We start from the raw sequence: 22,431 nt of genomic DNA, 5'->3' as shown, positions 1-22,431 counted from the left end.
CAAATTCCTAATTATTTTAGTTTTAATTATCGGGCAGTCCATCCGCCATCGACTTTAATGCAGGTTCCGGTGACCATGGCTGAAAGATCACTAAGCAAGAACACGCAGGCATTGGCCACATCTTCCGTGCTCGCCAGCTTTTGCATTGGGATCATGTCGAATACGAACTTTTTAAACTGCGGGTTTTCGAACATGGGTTCGGTCATTGGCGTGAGAACAAATGTCGGAGCAACGGTATTGACCCGAATATTATCCGCGGCAAGTTCCACCGCCATGGCTTTACTTAAGCCCTCGACGCCATGTTTCGACGCACAATACAACGTCCGCCCTGGTGAGCCAACAAAGCCCATTTGCGAAGACATATTGACGATGGAGCCGCCGCTTTTCTGCATTGGTATCAGTGCCGCTTTTGCACAGCGATACAGGCTTTTGATATTCAAATCGAGGACGGCATCGACATCGTCATCCGCCTGTTCAGTCATTTTTGCGACTCGATTGGTACCGACATTGTTGATCAGGCCATGAAGTTCGCTTAAACCCTTAAGGCGCTGATGAAACGATGCCTTAGTTACATCTTCGCTCCAGGTTTCAATCGTTCCAGATAACTCAGTACTGTCTTTTTGCAATTGCAGCAAGTCAGACTCAGTACGGGCAACCGCAATAACATAGGCGCCACACTGCGCCGCAAGTAACGCGCAAGCGCGCCCAATTCCCTTGCCAGCGCCAGTCACCATAATGGTTTTGCCATTGAGTAATTGATTACTAAAACCCATAAACCTTACCTTAATTTTTTATTTTGCATTCGAAGTCATTATTCAGTAGGATGCGATTACATTCAAGAAATAAAATCAAAAAAGATCAATAAAAACCTTATTTGGGAGCGAATTAATGATCAACTACCTCAAGAAAGGCCCGAGCCTGGAAGAAAAAGCCGAATCGAACAAGCAGGTGCAGACTATCGTTGAAGATATCATTGCCGACATCGAGAAAAATGGCGATCAAGCCGTTAAAAACTACTCTGAAAAGTTCGATAAATGGACTCCGGAGTCATTCCGTCTGAGTAAGGAGCAAATTGCCGCCTGTTATGAAGAATTAGACGAGCAGGTTATTTCGGACATTCGCTGGGCGCAGGAACAGGTTCGCAATTTCGCGCAAATTCAGCGTGACTCGATGAAAGACGTGGAAGTAGAAACCATTCCTGGTGTTGTGTTAGGTCACAAGCATATCCCAATGGAATCCGTTGGTTGTTATGTTCCTGGTGGCAAATATCCCTTGGTTGCTTCAGCCCACATGAGTGTCGTCACCGCGAAAGTCGCGGGTGTTAAACGCGTCATCGCCTGTGCACCGCCGTTTGATGGCAAGCCATCACCTGCGATCGTGGTTGCTATGGATATGGCAGGAGCCGACGAAATCTATTGCTTTGGTGGCGTTCAGGCCGTTGCCGCCATGGCCATTGGTACACAAAGCATCGCGCCGGTCGATATGATCGTCGGCCCGGGTAATGCCTTTGTTGCAGAAGCCAAACGCCAGTTGTTTGGCCGTGTTGGTATCGATTTATTCGCTGGACCTACCGAGACGCTGGTAATTGCCGATGAAAGTGTGGACGGCGAATTATGCGCAGCAGACTTATTAGGTCAGGCGGAGCATGGCCCTACATCTCCAGCGGTATTGCTAACCAACAGTGAAAAACTGGCAAAAGATACCATGGCCGAAGTTGAGCGCCAGTTAACGATTTTACCAACCGGAGATATTGCCGGGCAGGCATGGCGAGACTTTGGTGAAGTCATCGTCTGTGATACTCATGAAGAAATGCTACAGGTTGCCAATGATCTGGCGTTTGAGCACGTCCAGGTAATGACCGAAAATGTCGACTATTACAAAGACAATATGCAAAACTTCGGCGCCCTGTTCTTAGGCCCGGAAACGAATGTTTCCTATGGCGATAAATGTATTGGTACCAATCATACACTACCAACTAAAAAAGCAGCGCGTTATACTGGTGGCCTATGGGTCGGAAAGTTCATTAAAACCTGTACTTTCCAGAAAGTTACTGAACAAGCGTCAGTGATCGTTGGCAATTATTGCTCACGTCTTTGTGCCGTTGAAGGATTCGCCGGACATAAGGAACAAGCTGACATTCGCTTAAGAAGATACGAGAAATAACATTGAATAAGAATAAACGTGTCACCTCCTATGATGTCGCAGAAGCTGCCGGTGTTTCACAATCGGCTGTTTCACGCGTATTCCTTAAAGGACGGAGTGTTTCAAAGAAAACCCGAGAAAAGGTCTTAGCGACGGCAAAGGAGTTGGGTTACAAACCTAACGCCATAGCCAGAATGCTGATCACCAAACGCTCCGGTATGGTGGCCGTTATTCTTTCTTCCAGGGCAAACCTTAATTACCCGGAAGTGCTGTCTTTGCTCAATAAACGCTTATCGGCGAAGAATGAAAGGGTATTGCTTTTCAATCTTGATGATGCCGATGGACTAGATGATATTCTTGAGCAAATATGGACCTTCCAGGTCGATGGAGTGATCGCCCTGGCCGCACATTTTGATAATGACAGTATCAACCAGTTTAAGGATCACAACATTCCCGTTGTGCTATACAACCGCCGTGCTTCCGGACATTCGGCTAGCTCTGTGTGTTGTAACCATGAACAAGGGTTAACAGAACTGGTCTCGCTGCTTGATGACAACAATCACAAATCCTATTTAATTGTGGGCGGGCCAGAGCAGTCTGACGTTGCTCAGGAGCGACTGGATTGTTCAATTAACGCACTGGCGCAAAAAGGCCATCATAAGGTTCCGGTGAGATATGGCGATTATAGTTATGAATCAGGTCGTTTAGCGTTTGCCGAATGGATGCAAAAAAACAAAGCACCCACTGCGGTAATATGCGGTAATGACACCATGGCGATTGGTGTTATTGATGAAGCCCGGGAAAATTTTGGTTTAAACGTACCAGAAGATTTATCCGTGGTCGGTTTTGATGGTGTCAGTGCGGTTGCCTGGCACAGTTATCGTTTAACCACCGTTAAGCAACCACTTGAGCAAATGACCAAGGCTGCTGTTGATATACTGTTAGAACAAATTGAATCTCCGGATAATCCGGCTCAATTGCGAGTCTGGTCCGGCACACTAATACCGGGCAATACCGTTGCCCCAGCAAAAGATGAATCCTAAACCTCTACTTGTATTTCTCCCTGGTACGTTGTGTACCGGGGCTATCTTCTCCCCATTTAAAAATCACCCTAGTTTTGATGCCATCATCATTGATTTTAACCTTGAGGACAGTCTCGAGGATATGGTCAACACCGTTTTAAAACGGGTTGTAACAAGGCCGTTTATTGCCGTCGGCTTTTCCATGGGCGGCATGGTCGCATTTGAATTAATGCGCAAGGTACCCGCACAAATAACCGGGTTGATATTACTTAACAGCAATAGTCTGGCGGATAACAACGAGCGCTACAACGGCCGGCAACACCAGCTGAACCTTGCCCGCCAACATGGCATTCAGTACTTGTTTCAGGACGTCATGCTACCTGTTTTTTTTGCCAATCCAGACAGCGAGCCAGGACAACAGGTTGTTGCAATGGCTAACGAGCTTGGCATCAAAACCTTCGAAGCTCAGCATAAGGTATTGACGGAACGTCCGGATTCTATGGCACTACTAAAAACATTTAACAAACCTGCATTAGTTATTGGTGCGGAATATGACTTGCCCTGCCCGGTTGAGCACCAACAGCAAATGGCGGACGCTTTAGTGCAAGGGCAATTACATATATTAAAACAATGTGGACATTTTGCTGTGCTTGAACAGCCACAAACCATTCTGGATATTATCGACCACTGGATTGAACAAAATTATGGATAGTTTTAAGGCAGCCCTGGCTAACAAAGAGCCATTACTAGGCACATTCATTAAAACCCCGCATCCTCATATTACCGAGGTACTGGCGCAGTCTGGCTTTGCGACTCTGTGTCTGGATGCCGAGCATGCGCCCTTTGATCGTAAAGATCTTGATGCCTGTATTCTTGCGGCCAAAGCAAACCGGCAACATGTGATTGTTCGCATTCCCAGTGATCATCACGATACCATCTTAAATGCTTTGGATCTTGGTGCCGATGGGGTCGTTATTCCCCATGTGAAAACCGCACAACAACTCAGTCGGGTGATTGAACAATGCTACTATGGCCCTGGTGGACGCGGTTATGCTGGCTCGACGCGCATGGCAGGTTATACCACCAGAGGTATCGAAAAAAACCTTGAGCACAATAAAAATCATACGTCGGTCATTGCCCAAATTGAAGATTTGGAGGCGTTGGATAATCTTGATGCTATTTGCCAGGTATCGGGGCTTGATTGCCTGTTTATCGGCCGTATGGATCTCACCGTCGCGTTAGGAGAAACCGACCCTAACAGCGAGAACGTCAAAAAAATCGTTAACCAAATCGTTGCCACGGCAAACCGACACGGTGTCACAACGGGTATGTTTATTAGCAATCTCGAAGAACTTGAATCCTGGTTAAACGAAAAAGTCTCGTTGTTTTTGCTCGGCTCCGATCACAGTTTTATGCTCAGCGGTGCACGGCAATTACAACAACGCTTTAAACAGGCAACATCAGCAACATGAAAAATCGTTTCATCTCGCCTTTTCTGAATCGCCCAGGGCGTCTGAGTCGCTTGAGTCTATTGGCTGCATCCGTTGTCACCGTTTTAGGGTGCAATAGTGCTATTACATCGACAGCGTCCATATCAAAAATGGACTGGGCCACAGCCGAGATCCCGAGTTTGGCAGCACTTTCGATTGGCGCGCTTCGCCAACGCCAATATGGTAGTGAGTTTCAGTTACTGACAGGTGTCGACAACCAGCGCTCAGGCTATCAGTCGTATATGACTCGTTATAACAGTGATGGCCTTAACGTCTATGCCCGAATCGATATTCCAGATGCGCCTGCGCCTAATGCGGGATATCCGGTATTGCTGTACAGTCATGGTTGGGTGGGTGAAACAAATGCTCCATCGTTTAATTTTTTTCTTGATCAAACAGGCAGTCAGGCACGATACATTGATCAATTAGCGCAAAGTGGCTTTATCGTCATCACGCCCGGTTGGCGTGGCCATGGCACGGTTAATAATGTTGCCGCCGATGGTATAGAATTTATGAAACGTTGGGATAATGCCAGTTATATCAGCCCTATTTTCTATGCTATTGATATGTTAAATGCGCTGGATAGCGTATCGAGCATTGAAACGTTGTTGGCAAAAGATATCGCTGTGCCCGTTAACCTTAGCAAAGTGTTTTTAGCCGGTCATTCCCAGGGCGGTGATTCTGCTCTGATAACCCTGGCCATTGCCGGAGAAGGATCTCAGGTTACAACGCCGATTGCCGGAGCCTCTATCTTTGCTGGATGTTTTCTACCGAGAATTAAACAAGGTGAATTGTATGGCACAATGGCGAGTACCCCTCAGGCCTTTATGGCGGGTGATGGCCAATGGAATGGTACACCGATTGGTGCCAATGGCGAGATCAATGCAGATTTTCAATTCCCGTTTCCGCCAGACTGGATAGGTACTACCGATACTGCGGCCTGGACATGGCAACACCAATCCTGGTCAATGGCAACGGTACGAGAGGCGTATCGTACGAAGTATGGCGAAATGTACCGGGTATTAAAGCGTGAAGGCATTGGCGAATTCGGTTTTACCTTATCGACGGATCACACGGGCAAAACCGTTATTGAACACCCTGAAGAAATCATCGACGCTTACCGTGCGACGTCGGCGTTTCATTATCCTCAATATCTGCAAGAGCCATTAGTTTTACATTATTCGGATCAAGACTATTACTCGCCACCGAAATGGAATAAAGCACTGGCAGATAGCGTTAATGGTAAAGGTGGTGACGCAAAGCTCCTTGAGTATTCAGGCAACACCCATTCGTTACAGGTAAGTAAATATCCCTGGTTTTCTCCCCCGGGCACCGTGGCAGGATTAGACCAAATGCTTGAGCACGACATTGCGACCTTTAAAAGCGCACACTGATAAAAGAAAATGCTGCTGATGCGGCGCACGTGCTTTTCAATGCAATCTCTTCCATGCTCAATACTTGGCCTAATCACATGCTCAAACCGACTTGCGGCGATAAACACCGAGTTTATGGCCTTGACGGTGCACTAGACCAACTTAGCTCCTTCGACCAGGCTTTGCAGTTTTGCATAAGCAATATCCGGTGAAACCGCACCAAAACCGGCAAAAGTACCAAATCCGCAATCGGTACCGGCAATGACCCGCTCCCGTCCAACAATATCCGTGAACTTGCGAATTCGTTCTGCGACAACCTCAGGATGTTCAACGAAATTACTGGTGCTATCTATCACCCCAGGCACGAGAATTTTATTCTCGGGAATGTCATTTTTCCTTTGTTTGAACACCTGCCATTCATGGGCATGTCTGGGGTTTGAGGTTTCGAACAATAAGTGATCCGCATTGACCTTCATTAGGGTGTCGAACATGCGGGCCATTGGGATATCACAGACATGCGGCCCTTCATAGTTCCCCCAACAAATATGTACTCGTACTTTCTCTGATGGAATGCCTTCGAGTGCATAATTTAGGGCTTCAACATGTTGATTAGCAATGTTAATGAACGCTTCGTCGGTTAAATCGTTAAACAACATATGCCGAGATAAGGCTAAGTCAGGACAATCAAGTTGCAACAGCAGCCCTGCATCAACGATGGCTTTGTACTCTGCCTTCATCACCTCGGCTAATTTCTGCAGATACTGCTCGCGGCTAGCATAATATTGATTCGGCAAAAACAAGGCAATCACACCGGGTGATGCGGCATTCATAAACGCCTGTTTTGCACCCAATTCCGTTGCCGAGGTGCTAAGATTGTTGATATCTTCCTGTAAATCTGGCGTGTCTTTAACGCCGATTTCACCGGTACACATCGGCCGTGAATACGTCGGTGTGCCACCGGATTTGGCCAGTCGTTCTAAAAACTGCGGGAATAATTTGAGATCCGCAGGTGCGTTGCGCGGGCTATCTCCGGAAAAGCCTGAGTAGCGGTCTTTCACATAGGTCGCGTAAGAGATCTTTGAGGTTTCCCCATCGGAAACAATATCCAAACCAATATCCAGCTGTTTTTTTACCGTTTGATTTACATGCGCTGTCATCACATGATCAAACTCGGCTCTGTTGTACGCTTGCCCTTGCTCGCGCGCAAAAATCAGATCGACAACTTGTTGCTCTCGAGGTAAAGAGCCAACGTGTGTCGTTAAAATAGCTTTTTCCATAATCGTCCTTATGTTGTCATTATTCTTTATCGTGAAAATTAGCACTTAGCCAACGCCAAAGAAGTGTTTATCAATATTCCCAGATATCTTTATACACAACCTGTGGCACTAGCCTGCCCAATAAATCGACGCTATAAATCGACCCTATAAATCAATCTGTAGAGCCTCGGCTAACGGCAAAACGGCGTCACCGTATTTTTGCCAATTATTGACACTGCTGGTATAAATCGGTTGGCGCACTTGCTCAGCGCTTGGCGTCATCACTATTCGTTCTGTCTTGTAAAATTCATCGGTCGCATCTTCGTAATCAAGTCCCAGAAAATCCATCAGGTTTTGTGTTTGCTGCTGCTGATCCATGACCATATTCTCATAATCGATTTGCAACATGTCATCACTAAACTGTTGTTGCCATATTGTCATTAACGCTTGGTGTTCACGATAATAATGGCCAAGACCGGATAAGTCGTGAGCATAGCTTTGGTTATCGTCAAATGGCAGTTTAAAGATAGATACACAATTATCCATCGCCTGACGCTTACAATAGATAAATTTCGCGTCTGGTAATATCGCTTTGATAAATCCAATAAAATTGTAATTAAGCGGGTTTTTATCGATAACCACAGGATGCTCGCCAAAAGTTTGTGTGATTCGCTGTTTATAGGTTTGCCCAAGATGAGTGAGGCTTTGCGTGGATAGCTTGGTCAGACAATAAGGATATCGCGTTTGGGTTTGCTGTTCCGCTTGCTTCATTAAATCATTGATAAACCCGAGTTCGCCAGCGCCAAATACCTGAGAATGTGATGCCAGAATTTGCTCGGTTAAGCTGGTACCTGAGCGCGGCATCCCGACAATAAACACCGGCTGCATATTACCAACGACCTGCCCCTGCCCAACCTGAGGTTGTATTTCCTTAACCACATGTCGATATTGTTCGGTTATCTCAGCCTGATACGGAACTTTTTTCGCCTTTAGCGATTTAGCCTGAATAAAATACTCGATGGCCTGGTGGAAGTGTTTTTGCTTATCGGCATGCACACCAAGCGCCAGATACAACGACACCTTAAACACATCCGGAGTTACCGGGTCGGTTAGCAAGTTGTTGATTTTTTCGACTTCTTGTTTGCTGAGGCTTTGCTGTTTTAATTTCGCCAGCTGATAAAACGAACTGGCGTGATTAGGCGTATACTGTAACGCCCGACGAAAGCTGGAAGCGGCCTGGTCAAACTCCCCTAACTGTTCCTGCAATACCCCAAGGTGATGATGAGCTTCGGTATTATTCTCCTCAATTGCCAGTACCTCGTACAAACAATCTTTCGCTTTTGCATAACAACCGGTTTGCTTTAACGCGGTCGACAGGTTGACTTTCGCCACCAGGTTGTCGCCTAACGATATGGCGTTATTAAAGCTTTTTTCTGCCGCTTGATATTGCCCACAAGCTAACTCGATTTCGCCCTGAACATTCGCAAAATAACTGTTGTCAGGTTCAAGTTTTCGAGCTGCACCTATCGCTTTCAGGCCAATCGTATGCTGGCCAATCTCCTTTAAAGACTGGGCAAAATTTGATAAACACTCGGGATAATCCGGCGCCAGTTTTAATGCCGCATCAAAACATTTGGCCGCTTGTTGATGCAGATTCTGGGCAGCAAAAACATTCCCCAGGTTATTTAATACCGTCGGTTGTTTGGGGTTGATTTGCAATGATTGTTCAAGAAAGCCTTGCGCCTTTGACCATTGATTTAAATCTTTAAATGCCAGACCTAAATTGGCATACGTTTCCGAGTCTTTTTGATTGACCTTCAACGCTCTGTGCAAGACATCAATTGCTTGTTGTGGTTGAGCCAATCGCAGATACGTTACCCCCAACAAATTCAGAGCGAATTCGTTATTGGCGTCGACGTTAAGAATGGCCTCAAAACACAGTTTCGCCTGGTCAATTTGCCCGGCTTGCAGCAGTTGAAAACCCTGCTGTAACTGCTCTACGATTTGTTGATTCATGATCACCACTGCATCAATTAACTGAGAAATAACGCTGACTATTGATTAATCGCGTCTTAACCTTGAATAAAATAACCAGGCAACAAACGATGAAACTTGCCCCTTAGGCCTGAATCCTGAAACCTTCCTATTTCATCCATGTATACACCCTCTCCTCTAATCGATTATCAATTCCAGACATAATCGATATACCTACGTCCATATAGGCAGCTCACCGGGCATACTTACGTCCCTGTAATAAACCCTGGCTAACACCATCCATGGCTCGCTCAGGATAAATACATCCATGTATACACCCTCTCCGCATCCTGCTCACCGGGCATACTTACGTCCCTGTAATAAAAAAGGCCTACATCGTAGGCCTAAAAAAGTTTAACACAAGGAGGGTTTAAACTTAGAAGTTATAACCGAAGCGGATACCCATATTGCGTGGCGCAGCATAATCATAGGCAACGCGGGCACGACTCAGGATTTCCGTGTAGGTTTGAATTAACTCATCGGTGGCATTATTGACATACGCCTGAACTGTGAAGTCACCATCCACGGATTGCCATTTAACCGACAAATCGACTTTGGCATATGCGTCCTGCTCACCAAAGAATACCGGTGCACGGTTGGTCATATAGCCACTGTTGTAATACGTATGAACATAAGGTTTCACCGTACCCATATCGCCTAAATCGAAGAAGTATGAGATACCCACACCGACCGTCATATCTGGCGTATAAGGTGTGTTTTCACCATCCATCACGAATACGTGCGCGCCGTTAATCGTTTCGGCACCAATTGGCGCTTCACCGTTCCAGACCAGATTACCTGCTCCGACGATAAACTCATCATATTCAGACATATCCAAAGATACGCCAAAATCAACAACTAAATCTTCGGTAACGTCCCAGAAACCTTCCAACTCAATACCACGAGAGTTAATTGAACCACCAGGTACTTGTGTCGCCACGGCAACACCAGTATCACCTTGCTCGATAAACGCAGTAGTTGTTAGTCCTTCATATTTGGCATTATATGCCGCACCATTGAGGCGTAAGTCACCATCAAATAAGGTCGATTTAAAACCAATTTCAAATGATTTATTAGTTTGCGGGTCAAGTAGTTTCTGAGTTGCCAAATCTGTCGAACCCGCGATATAAGCGGTTGCGTAAGACGCATAGACCATAACGTCAGAAGCGACGTCGTAATCGACACCTAAACGGTAATCGGTGTTGGAATCTTCGCCACGTTCAACCTCTTTCCCATCATAGTTGTAGGTAGGTAGATCCGGACCTAAGTGATCTTCCCAGTTACCCCAACCTAATGAATTTGAGCCCTGTGACTCGCGATCATCTTTGGTGTGACGAATACCGGCAGTAACATTTAATTTATCGGTTAATGCATACGTTGCCTGACCATATAACGCTGTCGATTTTGTACCACCACGTCCTTCGTTATTCCAATAAGCCCAGGAAGGGGTTTCTGGTGTTGCACCGGCGTAGGCATACCAGGATTCAGTTAAACTACCAAATAGATACGCAGATTTGTTATCCGGATCCTGACTGTCAAAGTGGTACACACCGAATGTATATTGCAGTGGCCCATCAAATAATGATGAGATGGTAAAATCGACTTGCTTTGATTTGGTTGTCCCATATGTACCATCAACCCAGGATGCCATCGAAGAAAACTCCGCATCCATCAAGTTAATCGCTTCATAATCAAATGCTGCTGCATTCAATACCAGGCTATGGCTTGCTACTTCCCAGTCCACATTTAAGTAAACCGCGGTTTCTTCCAGCTCTCGAATTGGCGTGTAGTCGTAATCAATCTTACGAGGATCATTAACAATTGATGCCGATGCATCGCCGGTACAAACGTTACCGGCTTGCGAACGACCACCGGCACGATCCGGCTCGCCTGCACATCCTTCATAAACACCCATTCGTGGATCTAAATAACCATCGATGGCGTTGATTTTTGTCGGATCATTTTTATCTAACGGAATACCTGCCGCTTTGTAGGCCCAGTTTAAGCTTCCATTACCGGTATCTTTCCAGTGCGACATGGTCAGATTGATTGACAGATCTTCGGTCGGAGTAAACAATAATTGACCACGAACATAGGTGTAATCAGAATCTTTCAGATCACCATCCGGGTTGTTGATATTTTCAACATAGCCATCGCGCTGCTCATCAGCCGCGGTTAGGCGAAATGCAATATTGTCGCCTAATGGAACGTTCACGAAACCTTCATATTTTTGCAGGCCGTAATCACCTAGGGTGGCTGCGACACCAAAATCGAACTCTTCAGTATCCGGCTTCTTGGTAATAACATTAATCAAACCACCGAATGTATTGCGTCCAAACAAGGTACCTTGAGGACCACGCAACGCTTCGATACGTTCTACGTCCATATAACCTGCAAGTGCCTGGCCTGAAGTCGGTAAATACATATTGTTATGATAAATCGGTACCGCAATATCTGTCGTACCTGCAGAACCAGCACCACGAAGGATAACTTGCGGGTTGTTACCAAAACTGGCAACCGTTACACCGGGTATGGCTTTTTCAATGGATAGGATATCGGTGATCTGCATATCAACCAATGCATCACCACCGATCGCGGTAACAGCCAGCGGCACTTCCTGTATACTGGTAACCCGCTTTGTTGCTGTTACTTCAATTTTTTCAATATCTTGCTGATCTTTCTCTTGCGCATAAGCAGCGCTTACGACCAGCGCGTTAGCAACGCTTAGTGCTACCGCTGATTTTAATAGACTCTTAGGTTTTCTATTCATTTTTTTTATTCCCGAAGTAAATTCTATCTAATTTGAAATCCACTCAGTGTGTTTTTATCAATAGTATTTATGTGGATGAAAAAAATGTACTTCGAAATCATTTTAATATCAACCTAAAATTTCAGAGCAACCCCTTGCAACACCCTTTAATAACGAGCCATTAGAAAGATAACAACTTTTAAACAATTCATTTACTTTAATATCAACGCATTTTTTTGAATCATTTAATGACTTCGGAGTCACCATAAAAGCATAAACCACCTAACACCAAGAGCAAAAACCCATAAATATCAACAGGTAATGAAGCTAGTCAATTGTACTCCGTTGAATTCCACAAAGATAACAAATTGCTTTTCAAGTATTTATTGGAATTATCATGCAATAGGTACGCTCATTTTGCGTTGAACTTTTTTCAGCCAAAATAAATTGAAAAAATTAAATAATTAGGAGGTATGTAGCGACGTTGAAGTAAATCTAGCTGCATTCGCGTTGAATCCAGCTAGGTTTTTTTACGTGTAATTTCTCGCTTTATTAAATTCACGCATTCTACCAAGTACATCGACACCAAGCTGATCGTAAACCGACAACATATCAATTAATACCCAGTTTTCGCGGATTAGATCCCCTTCAACGCGCCAAAAATCGAGACTGCGCATCGAAATTTTCTGGTTACCCGGGGCAATACCTAGCCAACCGGAGCCACTCACAGTCATGTACATGCCGGGCCAAGCCGTAAAAGCGGTGTAATTGCCGTCGGAGAATACATGACCTGCATGAGGATCCCCTACCCTGTCTGGCAATCCATTTAAAAAAGGAATTTGGTGCCAGTTTCTAAACCCGGTAATAGTTCTCGCCGTACCAATGCCCGAAGGGCCGTACCAGGAACAGCGAGGATGCCAGTATTTATCCAGTTGCATCGCTTTCACCCCGCCAGTGGCATAGTTACCAAGAGCAACACACATATCCGTGACAACTTGCTGCGCATGCTCGGCCTGCGCTTTATCCCATGGAAATTGCGATAAACCGTCCTGGCTGGCAGGGCCTGGCACGTGCCATTCACGCCCAAGGCTAGGTACCATAGGCCAGGCATTGGCTTGCATCATGAGCTCAGGGATATCCCAAATCCCTTGAAACTCTACAACCTTTCCGTTTTCAAACTTATAAAACTCATGAAAGCGCATCGACACCATATGCCCCGTGGGTGGAATATCTAACCATGAGTTGCTAAACGTCCCGCAGTAATAGCCACAGCAACCAACCCACTCTTCGCCCTTGCCCGTTGGGCCGGATATGATAATGGTATCGCGCCGCTCCAAATCGGGGATCGCTTGATATAAAGGCTTTAGTGCCTGGTTAAACAATCCATTACTGCCGTCAAGGGTCTCAAATGGAAAGCATAGTTGTACTTTTGCGTGGTCAGTGAAAAGATCACTAAGCAATGCTTTCACATTATCCGCATCGAAGTTGTATAACGTCTGGCTCAATTGGTGAATTTTTTGCTTGTTATTGAGTAACGTGTCAGTCATAAGATTGTCCGTGAAAATAATGTTTAATGAAGCGAATATCGATCGCGATTGCGGTTGCAAAATCGGCTTGTGTAAGCATATGTTGCTCGGTGTTATAAACCCCTTGATAGAGCAAATTATCGGAAAAATTTTGGCGATAATAGTCTGTGTTACTGATTGGTGTCGTTGTGTCTTTGTCGCCATGATGAAGAATAAAGGGGATATCAAAGGGGTTTTTCTTGTCCTGCTCAAAGCGATATTTCGCCGATGACCATAGAGACACCAGCTTTACTTTTTCTGCAAGTTGGCTGGCCGCATAAAACGCAATGGGGCCTCCCATTGAATGGCCTACCAGAGCAATATTTTCAATTTGTTTATCTTTTCTCATTTGTTGTTCAAGCGCCTCAATCGAGGCGAGCAAGTCTCTGGCATAATATTGCTCGGGAAATTTCACCTTACCACCTTGATGGGTAAACCCAAACCCCTGCGATTGATTATGACCTCGATAGTCGGGCACCAGCACATTAAATCCAGCCAATGCATATGCCTCAACCCACTGACGATAATAGTTTCCCGGGCGCCGCGAATCACCATTGGCCAATTTACCATAATCCGGTGGATTTGGGTGGTATCCGTGGGCGACAACCACTAAATCTAGAGCAGAAAATCCCTGGTTACTGCCAACAATATATAAGGCGTACTGATGTAACCCTTGAGATTCAAATTGCAAAAGATAGCGTGACAAGCCATGTGAATTATCATCAAGGGGCTGTAATTCGCTGGCGGATGAACACCAGGTACAAAGCATAACAATACTTGCCCCAACAATACGAGACAGCGATATAGCAACCATACGAACACCAATCATAAGTGGTTCCTAATCCAATGTTGGATTTAGAATCGATGCGGTGCGTTCGAGAATATCGACACCTTGTTGCTTAAGCCAATAAGGAATATCAATTAGTACCCAATTTTCGAGCAATTTATCACCTTCACGATAATACACATCAACAACGCGCATATCGGCACGAACATCACCGCTGGGTAGCCCCATAAATCCACCTTGGGATTTATTAGAAAGATTTGGCCAACCAAAAAAGCAGGCGAACTGGCCTTCCGCAAAACGGCAGACATGACCATTAAAAACCTTGTCCGTTAATCCTTCCCTAAATGGATACATATGCTGCTCCTGATATCGAGGGATGGTATATGTTGCACCAATTCCCGCAGGACCATACCAGGTCATATTATCGTGCCAGTTCTTTTGCATGACTTCCGGACCCGCTCTGTCATTTCCGGTTTGATTGAGCTTGCTAAGATCATCAATCATGGTATTGAGAACCCGCATGGTTTTATCTGCCTCAACCGGATCATGTTGTTCGAATAGAAGACCATTGTGGTGACGAGGGCCTGGATACACAAATGATGCACCCGTCTGCGGCGGCAGTGGATTAATGCCTACCTGATGCATCAAACCAATGATGTCCAGCCACAAACCGGTTTTGGTGATCTTGCCATTTTCGACACAATTGAATTCTGCATAACGTAACATGACAACTTTTCGGTTAGCTCGAATCCCCGTCCAGTCCGCATCAAACAGCCCCATAAAATGGCCCATGCTCATCACCCAGGTTTCACCATTTATTTCACTGGTACCTGCCATAAAGACATCCTGACGCCGCTGCAGTTGTTTAAAAGACTGATAAATCGGGTGCCAGACATTGGCCGTTACATCGCATAAATTCTCAATTTTGTTAAATGGGTAAACACCAAAAAACTCATAATCATCACCAATAAACGCTTGTTGAACTTCAGCCAGGTTTTCAATCGATGCATTTTCCATCGCGTCAAAATACTGTAAAACGTAGGCTTTTTCTGTTTGATAATTTGTCATCTTTAGAGATTCACTTGGTTGTAATCATTTTTAAGTTAAAAGAATGCTATTTACTAATGACTTCGAAGTCAATTGATAATATGATGCTGGCAGCTAATCAATAAATATAACGATAAATATGGGAAGTAACAGCAAGACATGATTGAATTCGGCGCATTGAACTGGAGCATATTAATAGCTTATATCATTGCAAACCTCGCGTTAGGTTTAGTGATAGGAAAAAAAATAGAAACCGATGAAGATTTCTACGTCGGTCAGAAAACCACCCCTTGGTGGGCAATCGGTATATCCGTTGTTGCCACTTACGTAAGTGCGATGACTTTTTTAGGGGCACCGGCCTGGGCCTATAAAGAAGGCTTAAGCGTTATCGCCATTCACCTAAATTATCCATTAGTGATAATGGCGGTGATCATTTTCTTCTTTCCATTTTTCTATAACGCCGGCGTTGCTTCCATCTATGAATACCAGGAAAAGCGTTTCGGTAAACGTGCACGGGCGTTGATTTCATCAATCTGGCTGGTATCACAAACCATGTCTTCCGCCGCGGTATTGTACGCCACTTCCGTGGTACTCAGTTTTATTACTGGCATTGATGTGATTGTCGCAATCGTCATCGTAACGGCGATTGCACTGGTCTATACCGTGCTTGGCGGTATTACTGCGGTAATCTGGACCGATGTGATTCAATCGTTCATCCTGTTTGCCGGTGCCGGCATTATCTTTTATGCCCTGCTTAATGAAAGTAGCTTCTCGGTTATGGACTCGCTGACCCAGTTAAAAGCCGAAGGCAAGTTAAACCCATTACTCACCGATTGGGACTTCAGCGCCACAACCACGGTCTGGAGTGGCATCATTGCCATGACGCTCTATCACACCACAGTATATGGTACTAATCAGATGATGGTACAGCGTACTCTGGCAGCAAAAAATATCGGTGATGCGAAAAAATCCTACTTATTAATGGGGTTTGCCGCGTTCTTTATTTATCTATTCTTCATCATTCTTGGCGTGCTGTTTTACAGTTACTATCAAGGTAAGCCATTTGAAAATGACAATACCATTATTCTCCAATTTGCCGCAGAGTATGGCATGCCAGGACTTATGGGAATTATTGCGGCAGCCGTCATGGCGGCATCGATGTCGAGCCTAGACTCCGCATTTAATTCGTTGTCGACCGTATCGACCATTGATTTTTATAAAAAGTATTTCAAAAAAGATCAATCCAACGCCCATTACCTGAAAGTTTCACGATTTTTCACCCTGTTCTGGGCGGTACTGATAATCTTTCCGGCAATAATGTATCACTTACACTCTACCGGTTCGATTCTGGAAGTATTGAGTAAAGTTGGTTCTTATTTTGTTGGCGCACAACTGGGCATGTTTGCATTAGGTTTCTTCTCTAAACAGGCGACGGAAAATGGATTGCTTGTCGGAACATTTACCGGGTTTGTAGTCGTTGCAGCCGTAGCCCTAGGCACCGATGTGGCTTGGCCATGGTACTGCGCGATTGGTGCTGGAGTGAATGCAGTGATTACCTTAATTGCCAGCCGATTGATCGATGGTAAGCAACATGAGCTTTCTGAATACACCATTAAAGGTCAACAATTAAAATTTGCCCGAGAAGGGTTAGACGAGAAAGAGAATGGCTGGTATCGAGTGCCGGGTAAAGTTGATCCTATCAATTACTGGCTGTTTGCCTTCTTTATCGCGACTCTGATTTTCCTTGGCTCTATTCAGTTTATGGTTTAGGGGGTTTTAGAATGTCGATAATCAATCAATTTTATCAAGCGCTGCAATCCGGAAACAACCTTGAAGCTGTGGCACAAGCGGCGATGCAAATGCATGTCTCCTATCCAATCGAAGACATTCACGGCCTGGATGCGGTGCAAACGGATTACTGGCAGGTTCTTAATACTGCAATGCCGGATATTGAACGAAAGGCCTATATTGAATTTTCAAGTGAATACCAGGGGCACGACTGGATCGCGGCGACCGGCTACTTTGTCGGTACATTTACCCATGATTTATTGGGAATTAAGCCGACCCAGAAAAGCCTGTATCTGCGCTTTACGGAATTGGTGCAATTGGAGCAAGGCAAAGTTGCTAATTACTATATCATTCTCGATTTTATCGACGTGATGAATCAGGCAGGAGTTAATCCCCTGCGCAAAAGCCTCGGCCACGACGGCTTGATTATGCCGCCAAGTACCATGGATGGCCTGTACCCTGCACAAGAATCCGCTGCTCAAGCGAAGGAATCCGAACAATTAGTGATGGCGATGCTCGACGAATTGGGTCGCTTTGACGGTCAATCGTTACAAAGTATGCATCTGGATAAATTCTGGCGCCCAGATTTTATGTGGTACGGTCCTGCGGGTATCGGCACCACCCGCGGTATCGAAGGCTTTCGCCGTGATCATCAAGGCCCGTTTGTATTTAGTTTTCCAGACCGGGTGGTGGATCATAAAGCTACTGTAGTGAAACGAGGGAACTATGTGTCGACCGGTGGCTGGCCACATATGCATGGTAGCCATCTCGTTGGCGGTTGGCTGGGTTTTCCCCCTTGTGGAAAGAACTTGGAATTGCGCGTTATCGATATCTGGCGTCGACAAGACTCATTGCTGGTTGAGAACTGGGTTGGCATCGACATTATCCATATGTGTAAGCAAATGGGGCTCGATGTTTTTGCGATGATGCAAGATACCTTTTACGTTAAATAGGTTATCGAAATACCCTATCGCGATACGGCGCCATGGCAAAAGCCCTATGTATTGGTTTCATATCCGCAAAAAAAGCATTATAGATTTGACTTTAATTGACTTCGAAGTCAATATTTTTATTAAACGATAACAAGAATTTTATCATTATGTCGCAACAAAACGTTACGCAACTGTATTGGAAAAACTTGCCTGAGCTATTAAACCCTCAGGGTGAAAAAGTGCAGACTCTACGAGGATTTGACCCAGAGTTTGTCGATATTGTCGATTATATTATTCGCATTACCCATCGAATATGGGAACAAAAGAATGTTGGTCTTTGCATCGACTACTACGGAGAATATTGCCCGGTGCATACCCTAGGCGGATATTCTGACGATGTTGAAACTGTGGTTAAAAACACCTTGAAAACCATCGGCGCTTTTCCCGATCGCTCGCTAATTGGTGAGAACGTGATTTGGCGAGATCTAGGCGATAAGGCTGGCTACTATTCATCCCATCGTATTACCAGCATTATGACCAACAAAGGGCCTTCGGAGTTTGGCCCGGCAACCGGTAAGACGGGACGGGTCACTACCATTGCCGATTGTATCTGTCTGGAAAATAAGATTGTTTATGAATGGTTAATGCGCGATAACAGCTTTTTGGTCAAGCAACTTGGCATCGATGTATTAGACGCGGCCGAGCATTTTTCCCAATTGCCGGATAATGATACTTTCGAACAATGGCGCCACAATGAAATAGTACGCATCAAAGCAGGCCAGCCCTCGGAGCACCAATGGCTGACCAAGGTCGATAAAAGTGCAGTGGAAATCGCTAATCGCTGGATAGAACAACTATTCAATGAGAAGTGCTTTAGCCATATCGCCGAGCTTTATCATCTCAATGCCAAAGTACAATGGCCAGGGGGCACCGAAGCCTCAGGTATTCCTGGTATCAAAGGCGTATTTATTCGCTTTTTAGCGCAAGTCCCGGATGCAAAAGCGACGGTCGATCATGTCGGTGTCGTCGATTTTGAAGGTCAAGGTTGCGATATTGCCATTCGTTGGTCTATCGCGGGCACTTTCCATTCCGGCGAGGAACGCCTAAGTCTGTATAACGGCCAAGACTATTTTGTCCTGGCCTCGACCCACCTGCGTATTATCGACAATAAAATCCAGGAAGAGTGGACCGTATTTGATGAAGTGGCAGCTTATGCCAACTTGATGAAAGACTTTAATCGTCTTAACGCCGCGAAAGGAGAACAGTCATGTTAACAGCCCTCACAAATACATTTGCCAAGGGTGACATCCAAGCATTGGCGAATAAACTTCTACACTCGACCTGCTGGCAGCAACATAATGTAAAACACTATGGCGAAGACCAGTTACGCTCGATTGTCCAAAACTGGCTAGCAACTATGGGTCGCAGTGACGTTGTCGCGAGTCAGGTCATTAAACAGGACAGCCAAATCGCGGCCAACCTGACGTTTCGCCATACGACGACAAACGTCGACATTAATTACACGTTTTGGCTGGAAAGTAATGGTGAGGTGATCAAATCAATTGTGGCAATGATCGATACCCCGGCACTTGCGTTAGCTACCGGGCAAGATGAAGCAACGCTAACCCAAATGCTGCCGGACGCCGATGCCTTAATCATTGCCGATTATGACCAGCAGGATCATCTTCAGGGTGAGTTGGCGATACCATCGACGATTAGCGCCTTAAACGCCGATTTAGCGTCACTCTTGGATTCTTGGTGGTCAATATGGTCAAAGAATCAGCTCGCGGCAATTGACACCGTTTACGATGCTAATGCAGCCATTAAACTTCCGGGTAATGAAACTCAGGTCAATTCCAGTGACTTATTTGATTTTGTGCTAGCCAGGTTGACTCGCTTAAGCCGCGCATTTGCGCAGCTCGAACAAGTGTTAGTCGACGGCGAGCAAGTCGCAATCAAATGGTACCTTGATGGTGATGAAAATGGTCAGCGCGTGCGCGTACCTATGCTGACCATGCTCAGCCTTGAGCAAGGAAAAATCCAGCAGGAACTAACCACAACCGATATTCTCGCGTTCCAGAAACGCTTTCCTCATTCGTCAATGTTTCAGGGCTAATTCGTGCGTTTTACCGATTCTCATCATCACCTTTGGGAACTTGATAAACTCAGCTATCCCTGGCTTGAAGCTAGGGGTAGCAAGCGTTTTTTTGGACAGCCGGATCCGATTCGAAAAAATTACTTACCCAGCGATTATCTTCAAGATCATCAGCACCAAGTACGCAACAGTGTGCATATCCAGGTTGGCTGTATTCCAGAGCATAATCTGCGCGAAACCCAACTTATCGAATCCTACATAGCAAGCGGAGCGCCAATTTCCGCGATTGTTGCTGCTGTTGATGTGCGTAGCGCCAACCTTGCTGAGCAACTCGCCCAGCAGAGCCAGTATCCGCATGTAAAAGGCGTACGCCATATGATTGGCAAAAGCCCGGAAGAAAATCATCAATTACCGGTCTTTAAAGGCCATGAATGGGTTGATGGTTGGGCCCTAATTGCAGAACAACAACTGACGTTTGATTTGCAATTAACCCAAGAGCAATATGAACCCGTATTGCAAGCATTGCAGTCAGTGCCACAACTCAACGTTGTATTGTGCCATTTTGCCTCTCCCTGGGATCAATCTGAATCTGGCTTTAAGCGTTGGCGAGAGGCGATGAGTAAATTTGCTCGTCTGGACAATTGCTACATTAAACTGTCGGGGTTTTCGATGTTTACCCAGCAATTTAATCAAGCGCGTTTTATCAAATATGGGTTAGCCGCTATCGAAATTTTCGGTGCAGAGCGTTGCATGCTCGGTTCGAATTTTCCCGTCGACAAATTACATATGAGCTTTGCCCAGTTAAGCGATGCATGGTTCGCCTTGTGTAATAGCCTTGATACCGAACAGCAAGCACAGATATGCACGAAAACCGCTCAGAAATTCTATTCACTCAATTGTCGCTAACCGCCGGCCAATACCGAACCTGATAATCCCCAAAAAGACTTTCATACAGAGACAAAAAAGCCCGCTTGATGCGGGCTTTTTCAATAGCGATTAAGTAATGATTACTTAGCCAACTTCTCTTTAATACGTGCTTTCTTACCAGAAAGTTCACGTAGATAGTAAAGCTTAGCCTGACGTACATCACCGCGACGCTTAACAGAAAGTTCTGCTACTAGCGGGCTATGTGTCTGGAATACACGCTCTACACCTTCACCGTTAGAAATCTTACGAACGGTGAAAGATGAATGCAAACCACGGTTCTTCTTCGCGATTACCACACCTTCGAAGGCTTGAAGACGTTCTTTGTCACCTTCTTTAACTTTTACTTTTACAACAACAGTATCGCCAGGTGCGAACGCTGGTACGTCAGTTTTCATTTGCTCGTCTTCGAGCTGCTTAATGATATTGCTCATAATTATACCTTTTGCCTAGAATACACTGCTAGTTATTGCCGGATTGATGTTTCGCTTTTATATCGCGTAACATTTTTTCCTGCTCATCAGTCAGAGCTAGATCTGTTAATAATTCTGGACGTCGAGTCCAAGTTCTTTCTAAAGACTGTTCTAATCGCCACTTGCGTATACGCTCATGATCGCCACTTAATAAGACTTTAGGCACTGATTTGTCATCCAAAACTTCTGGTCTGGTGTAATGTGGACAATCCAATAAACCGTCAGAAAATGAATCCTGTTCGGCTGATTGATTGTGTCCCAATACGCCAGGAACAAATCTCGCCAGAGCATCAATTACCGTCATAGCAGGGATTTCTCCACCGCTTAACACATAATCACCGATTGACCATTCTTCGTCGATTTCCGACTCGATTAATCGCTCGTCGATGCCTTCATATCGTCCTGCAATGAGGACAATATTCTTATATTGCGATAACTCACGTACGCCAGCTTGATCCAGTTTACGTCCCTGCGGTGACATATATATGACATGGGCCTCGCCACCTGCGGCTTCTCGAGCCGCATGGATAGCATCGCGCAGTGGTTGCACCATCATTAACATTCCCGGACCACCGCCATAAGGTCGGTCATCAACGGTACTATGTTTATCATGGGCAAAGTCTCTTGGATTCCGGGTATGGAACTCAATTAACCCATTGCGTATTGCCCTGCCTGTCACCCCAAACTCAGTGATTGCATGAAACATTTCAGGAAATAGGCTTATCACCTCTAACCGCTTCGTGTTGTCTGCCAT

19 protein-coding genes are annotated in these 22,431 nt (G+C 45.4%); 10 read left to right on the top strand and 9 right to left on the bottom strand.

Translation table 11 applies throughout. The features are described 5' to 3' along the window. Positions 1 to 26: 26 nt before the first annotated feature. Complete coding sequence (locus tag FE810_RS05275) at positions 27 to 773, bottom strand: SDR family NAD(P)-dependent oxidoreductase (RefSeq protein WP_138318984.1); 747 nt, start codon at positions 771 to 773, stop codon at positions 27 to 29. Positions 774 to 888: 115 nt separating this feature from the next. Here FE810_RS05275 and hisD point away from each other — a divergent pair, with 115 nt between their 5' ends. From hisD to FE810_RS05250, 5 genes are read left to right on the top strand one after another with little or no spacing between them, the layout of a single operon-like run. Beyond that, positions 889 to 2,163, top strand: coding sequence for a histidinol dehydrogenase (hisD, locus tag FE810_RS05270; RefSeq protein ID WP_138318983.1), 1,275 nt, complete (start codon positions 889 to 891; stop codon positions 2,161 to 2,163). 2 nt (positions 2,164 to 2,165) lie between these two features. Continuing rightward, positions 2,166 to 3,185, top strand: a complete 1,020-nt coding sequence (locus FE810_RS05265; protein WP_138318982.1) for a LacI family DNA-binding transcriptional regulator — start codon at positions 2,166 to 2,168, stop codon at positions 3,183 to 3,185. Further along, entirely contained in the window at positions 3,175 to 3,876 is a 702-nt protein-coding gene (locus FE810_RS05260; RefSeq protein WP_138318981.1) for an alpha/beta fold hydrolase, read from the top strand. Before FE810_RS05265 ends, FE810_RS05260 begins: the two co-directional genes overlap by 11 nt. Then, positions 3,869 to 4,636: an HpcH/HpaI aldolase family protein gene (locus FE810_RS05255; protein WP_138318980.1), complete on the top strand. Its 768-nt coding sequence runs from the start codon at positions 3,869 to 3,871 to the stop codon at positions 4,634 to 4,636. Before FE810_RS05260 ends, FE810_RS05255 begins: the two co-directional genes overlap by 8 nt. Continuing rightward, the gene (locus FE810_RS05250) at positions 4,633 to 6,048 is read left to right on the top strand and encodes an alpha/beta hydrolase family protein (protein WP_171022270.1); all 1,416 of its coding nucleotides are present in this window, start codon (positions 4,633 to 4,635) and stop codon (positions 6,046 to 6,048) included. Before FE810_RS05255 ends, FE810_RS05250 begins: the two co-directional genes overlap by 4 nt. 131 nt (positions 6,049 to 6,179) lie before the next feature. On the opposite strand, the gene FE810_RS05245 is transcribed toward FE810_RS05250, so the two are convergent. From FE810_RS05245 to FE810_RS05220, 6 genes are all read right to left on the bottom strand, one after another. Further along, complete coding sequence (locus FE810_RS05245; protein ID WP_138318979.1) at positions 6,180 to 7,304, bottom strand: cobalamin-independent methionine synthase II family protein; 1,125 nt, start codon at positions 7,302 to 7,304, stop codon at positions 6,180 to 6,182. A gap of 144 nt (positions 7,305 to 7,448) precedes the next feature. Beyond that, on the bottom strand, positions 7,449 to 9,299 hold the full coding sequence (locus tag FE810_RS05240) for a tetratricopeptide repeat-containing sulfotransferase family protein (protein ID WP_138318978.1): 1,851 nt from the start codon (positions 9,297 to 9,299) through the stop codon (positions 7,449 to 7,451). 394 nt (positions 9,300 to 9,693) lie between these two features. Next, a complete protein-coding gene (locus FE810_RS05235; RefSeq protein ID WP_138318977.1) occupies positions 9,694 to 12,087 on the bottom strand; it encodes a TonB-dependent siderophore receptor in 2,394 nt (797 codons plus the stop codon). 509 nt (positions 12,088 to 12,596) lie between these two features. Beyond that, the gene (locus FE810_RS05230; RefSeq protein WP_138318976.1) at positions 12,597 to 13,613 is read right to left on the bottom strand and encodes an ester cyclase; all 1,017 of its coding nucleotides are present in this window, start codon (positions 13,611 to 13,613) and stop codon (positions 12,597 to 12,599) included. Further along, entirely contained in the window at positions 13,606 to 14,460 is an 855-nt protein-coding gene (locus tag FE810_RS05225; protein ID WP_138318975.1) for an alpha/beta hydrolase family protein, read from the bottom strand. Before FE810_RS05225 ends, FE810_RS05230 begins: the two co-directional genes overlap by 8 nt. A gap of 9 nt (positions 14,461 to 14,469) precedes the next feature. Next, a complete protein-coding gene (locus FE810_RS05220; RefSeq protein ID WP_138318974.1) occupies positions 14,470 to 15,486 on the bottom strand; it encodes a nuclear transport factor 2 family protein in 1,017 nt (338 codons plus the stop codon). Between the two features lie 138 nt (positions 15,487 to 15,624). Between FE810_RS05220 and FE810_RS05215 the strand changes: the two genes are divergently transcribed. The 5 genes from FE810_RS05215 to FE810_RS05195 all read left to right on the top strand — a co-directional run bounded on the left by FE810_RS05215 (position 15,625) and on the right by FE810_RS05195 (position 21,186). Further along, positions 15,625 to 17,235, top strand: coding sequence for a sodium:solute symporter family transporter (locus FE810_RS05215; RefSeq protein WP_138318973.1), 1,611 nt, complete (start codon positions 15,625 to 15,627; stop codon positions 17,233 to 17,235). 11 nt (positions 17,236 to 17,246) lie between these two features. After that, positions 17,247 to 18,206 carry a nuclear transport factor 2 family protein gene (locus FE810_RS05210; protein ID WP_138318972.1) on the top strand — a complete coding sequence of 320 codons (960 nt, stop codon included), beginning with the start codon at positions 17,247 to 17,249 and terminating at the stop codon, positions 18,204 to 18,206. Between the two features lie 146 nt (positions 18,207 to 18,352). Next, positions 18,353 to 19,459, top strand: coding sequence for an ester cyclase (locus FE810_RS05205; RefSeq protein ID WP_138318971.1), 1,107 nt, complete (start codon positions 18,353 to 18,355; stop codon positions 19,457 to 19,459). Further along, on the top strand, positions 19,453 to 20,301 hold the full coding sequence (locus FE810_RS05200; protein ID WP_138318970.1) for a nuclear transport factor 2 family protein: 849 nt from the start codon (positions 19,453 to 19,455) through the stop codon (positions 20,299 to 20,301). Before FE810_RS05205 ends, FE810_RS05200 begins: the two co-directional genes overlap by 7 nt. Before the next feature lie 3 nt (positions 20,302 to 20,304). Then, on the top strand, positions 20,305 to 21,186 hold the full coding sequence (locus FE810_RS05195) for an amidohydrolase family protein (RefSeq protein ID WP_138318969.1): 882 nt from the start codon (positions 20,305 to 20,307) through the stop codon (positions 21,184 to 21,186). Positions 21,187 to 21,287: 101 nt separating this feature from the next. Here FE810_RS05195 and rplS read toward each other — a convergent pair whose 3' ends face one another. Both rplS and trmD read right to left on the bottom strand, forming a co-directional pair. Next, the gene (gene rplS / locus FE810_RS05190; RefSeq protein ID WP_138318968.1) at positions 21,288 to 21,638 is read right to left on the bottom strand and encodes a 50S ribosomal protein L19; all 351 of its coding nucleotides are present in this window, start codon (positions 21,636 to 21,638) and stop codon (positions 21,288 to 21,290) included. 28 nt (positions 21,639 to 21,666) lie between these two features. Beyond that, positions 21,667 to 22,431, bottom strand: coding sequence for a tRNA (guanosine(37)-N1)-methyltransferase TrmD (gene trmD / locus FE810_RS05185; RefSeq protein WP_138318967.1), 765 nt, complete (start codon positions 22,429 to 22,431; stop codon positions 21,667 to 21,669).

This window comes from Thalassotalea litorea, assembly GCF_005843925.1.
Classification (GTDB): domain Bacteria; phylum Pseudomonadota; class Gammaproteobacteria; order Enterobacterales; family Alteromonadaceae; genus Thalassotalea_A; species Thalassotalea_A litorea_A.
Note: the sequence above shows the minus strand (reverse complement) of the source record. Positions and strands in the feature narration are given on the sequence as shown.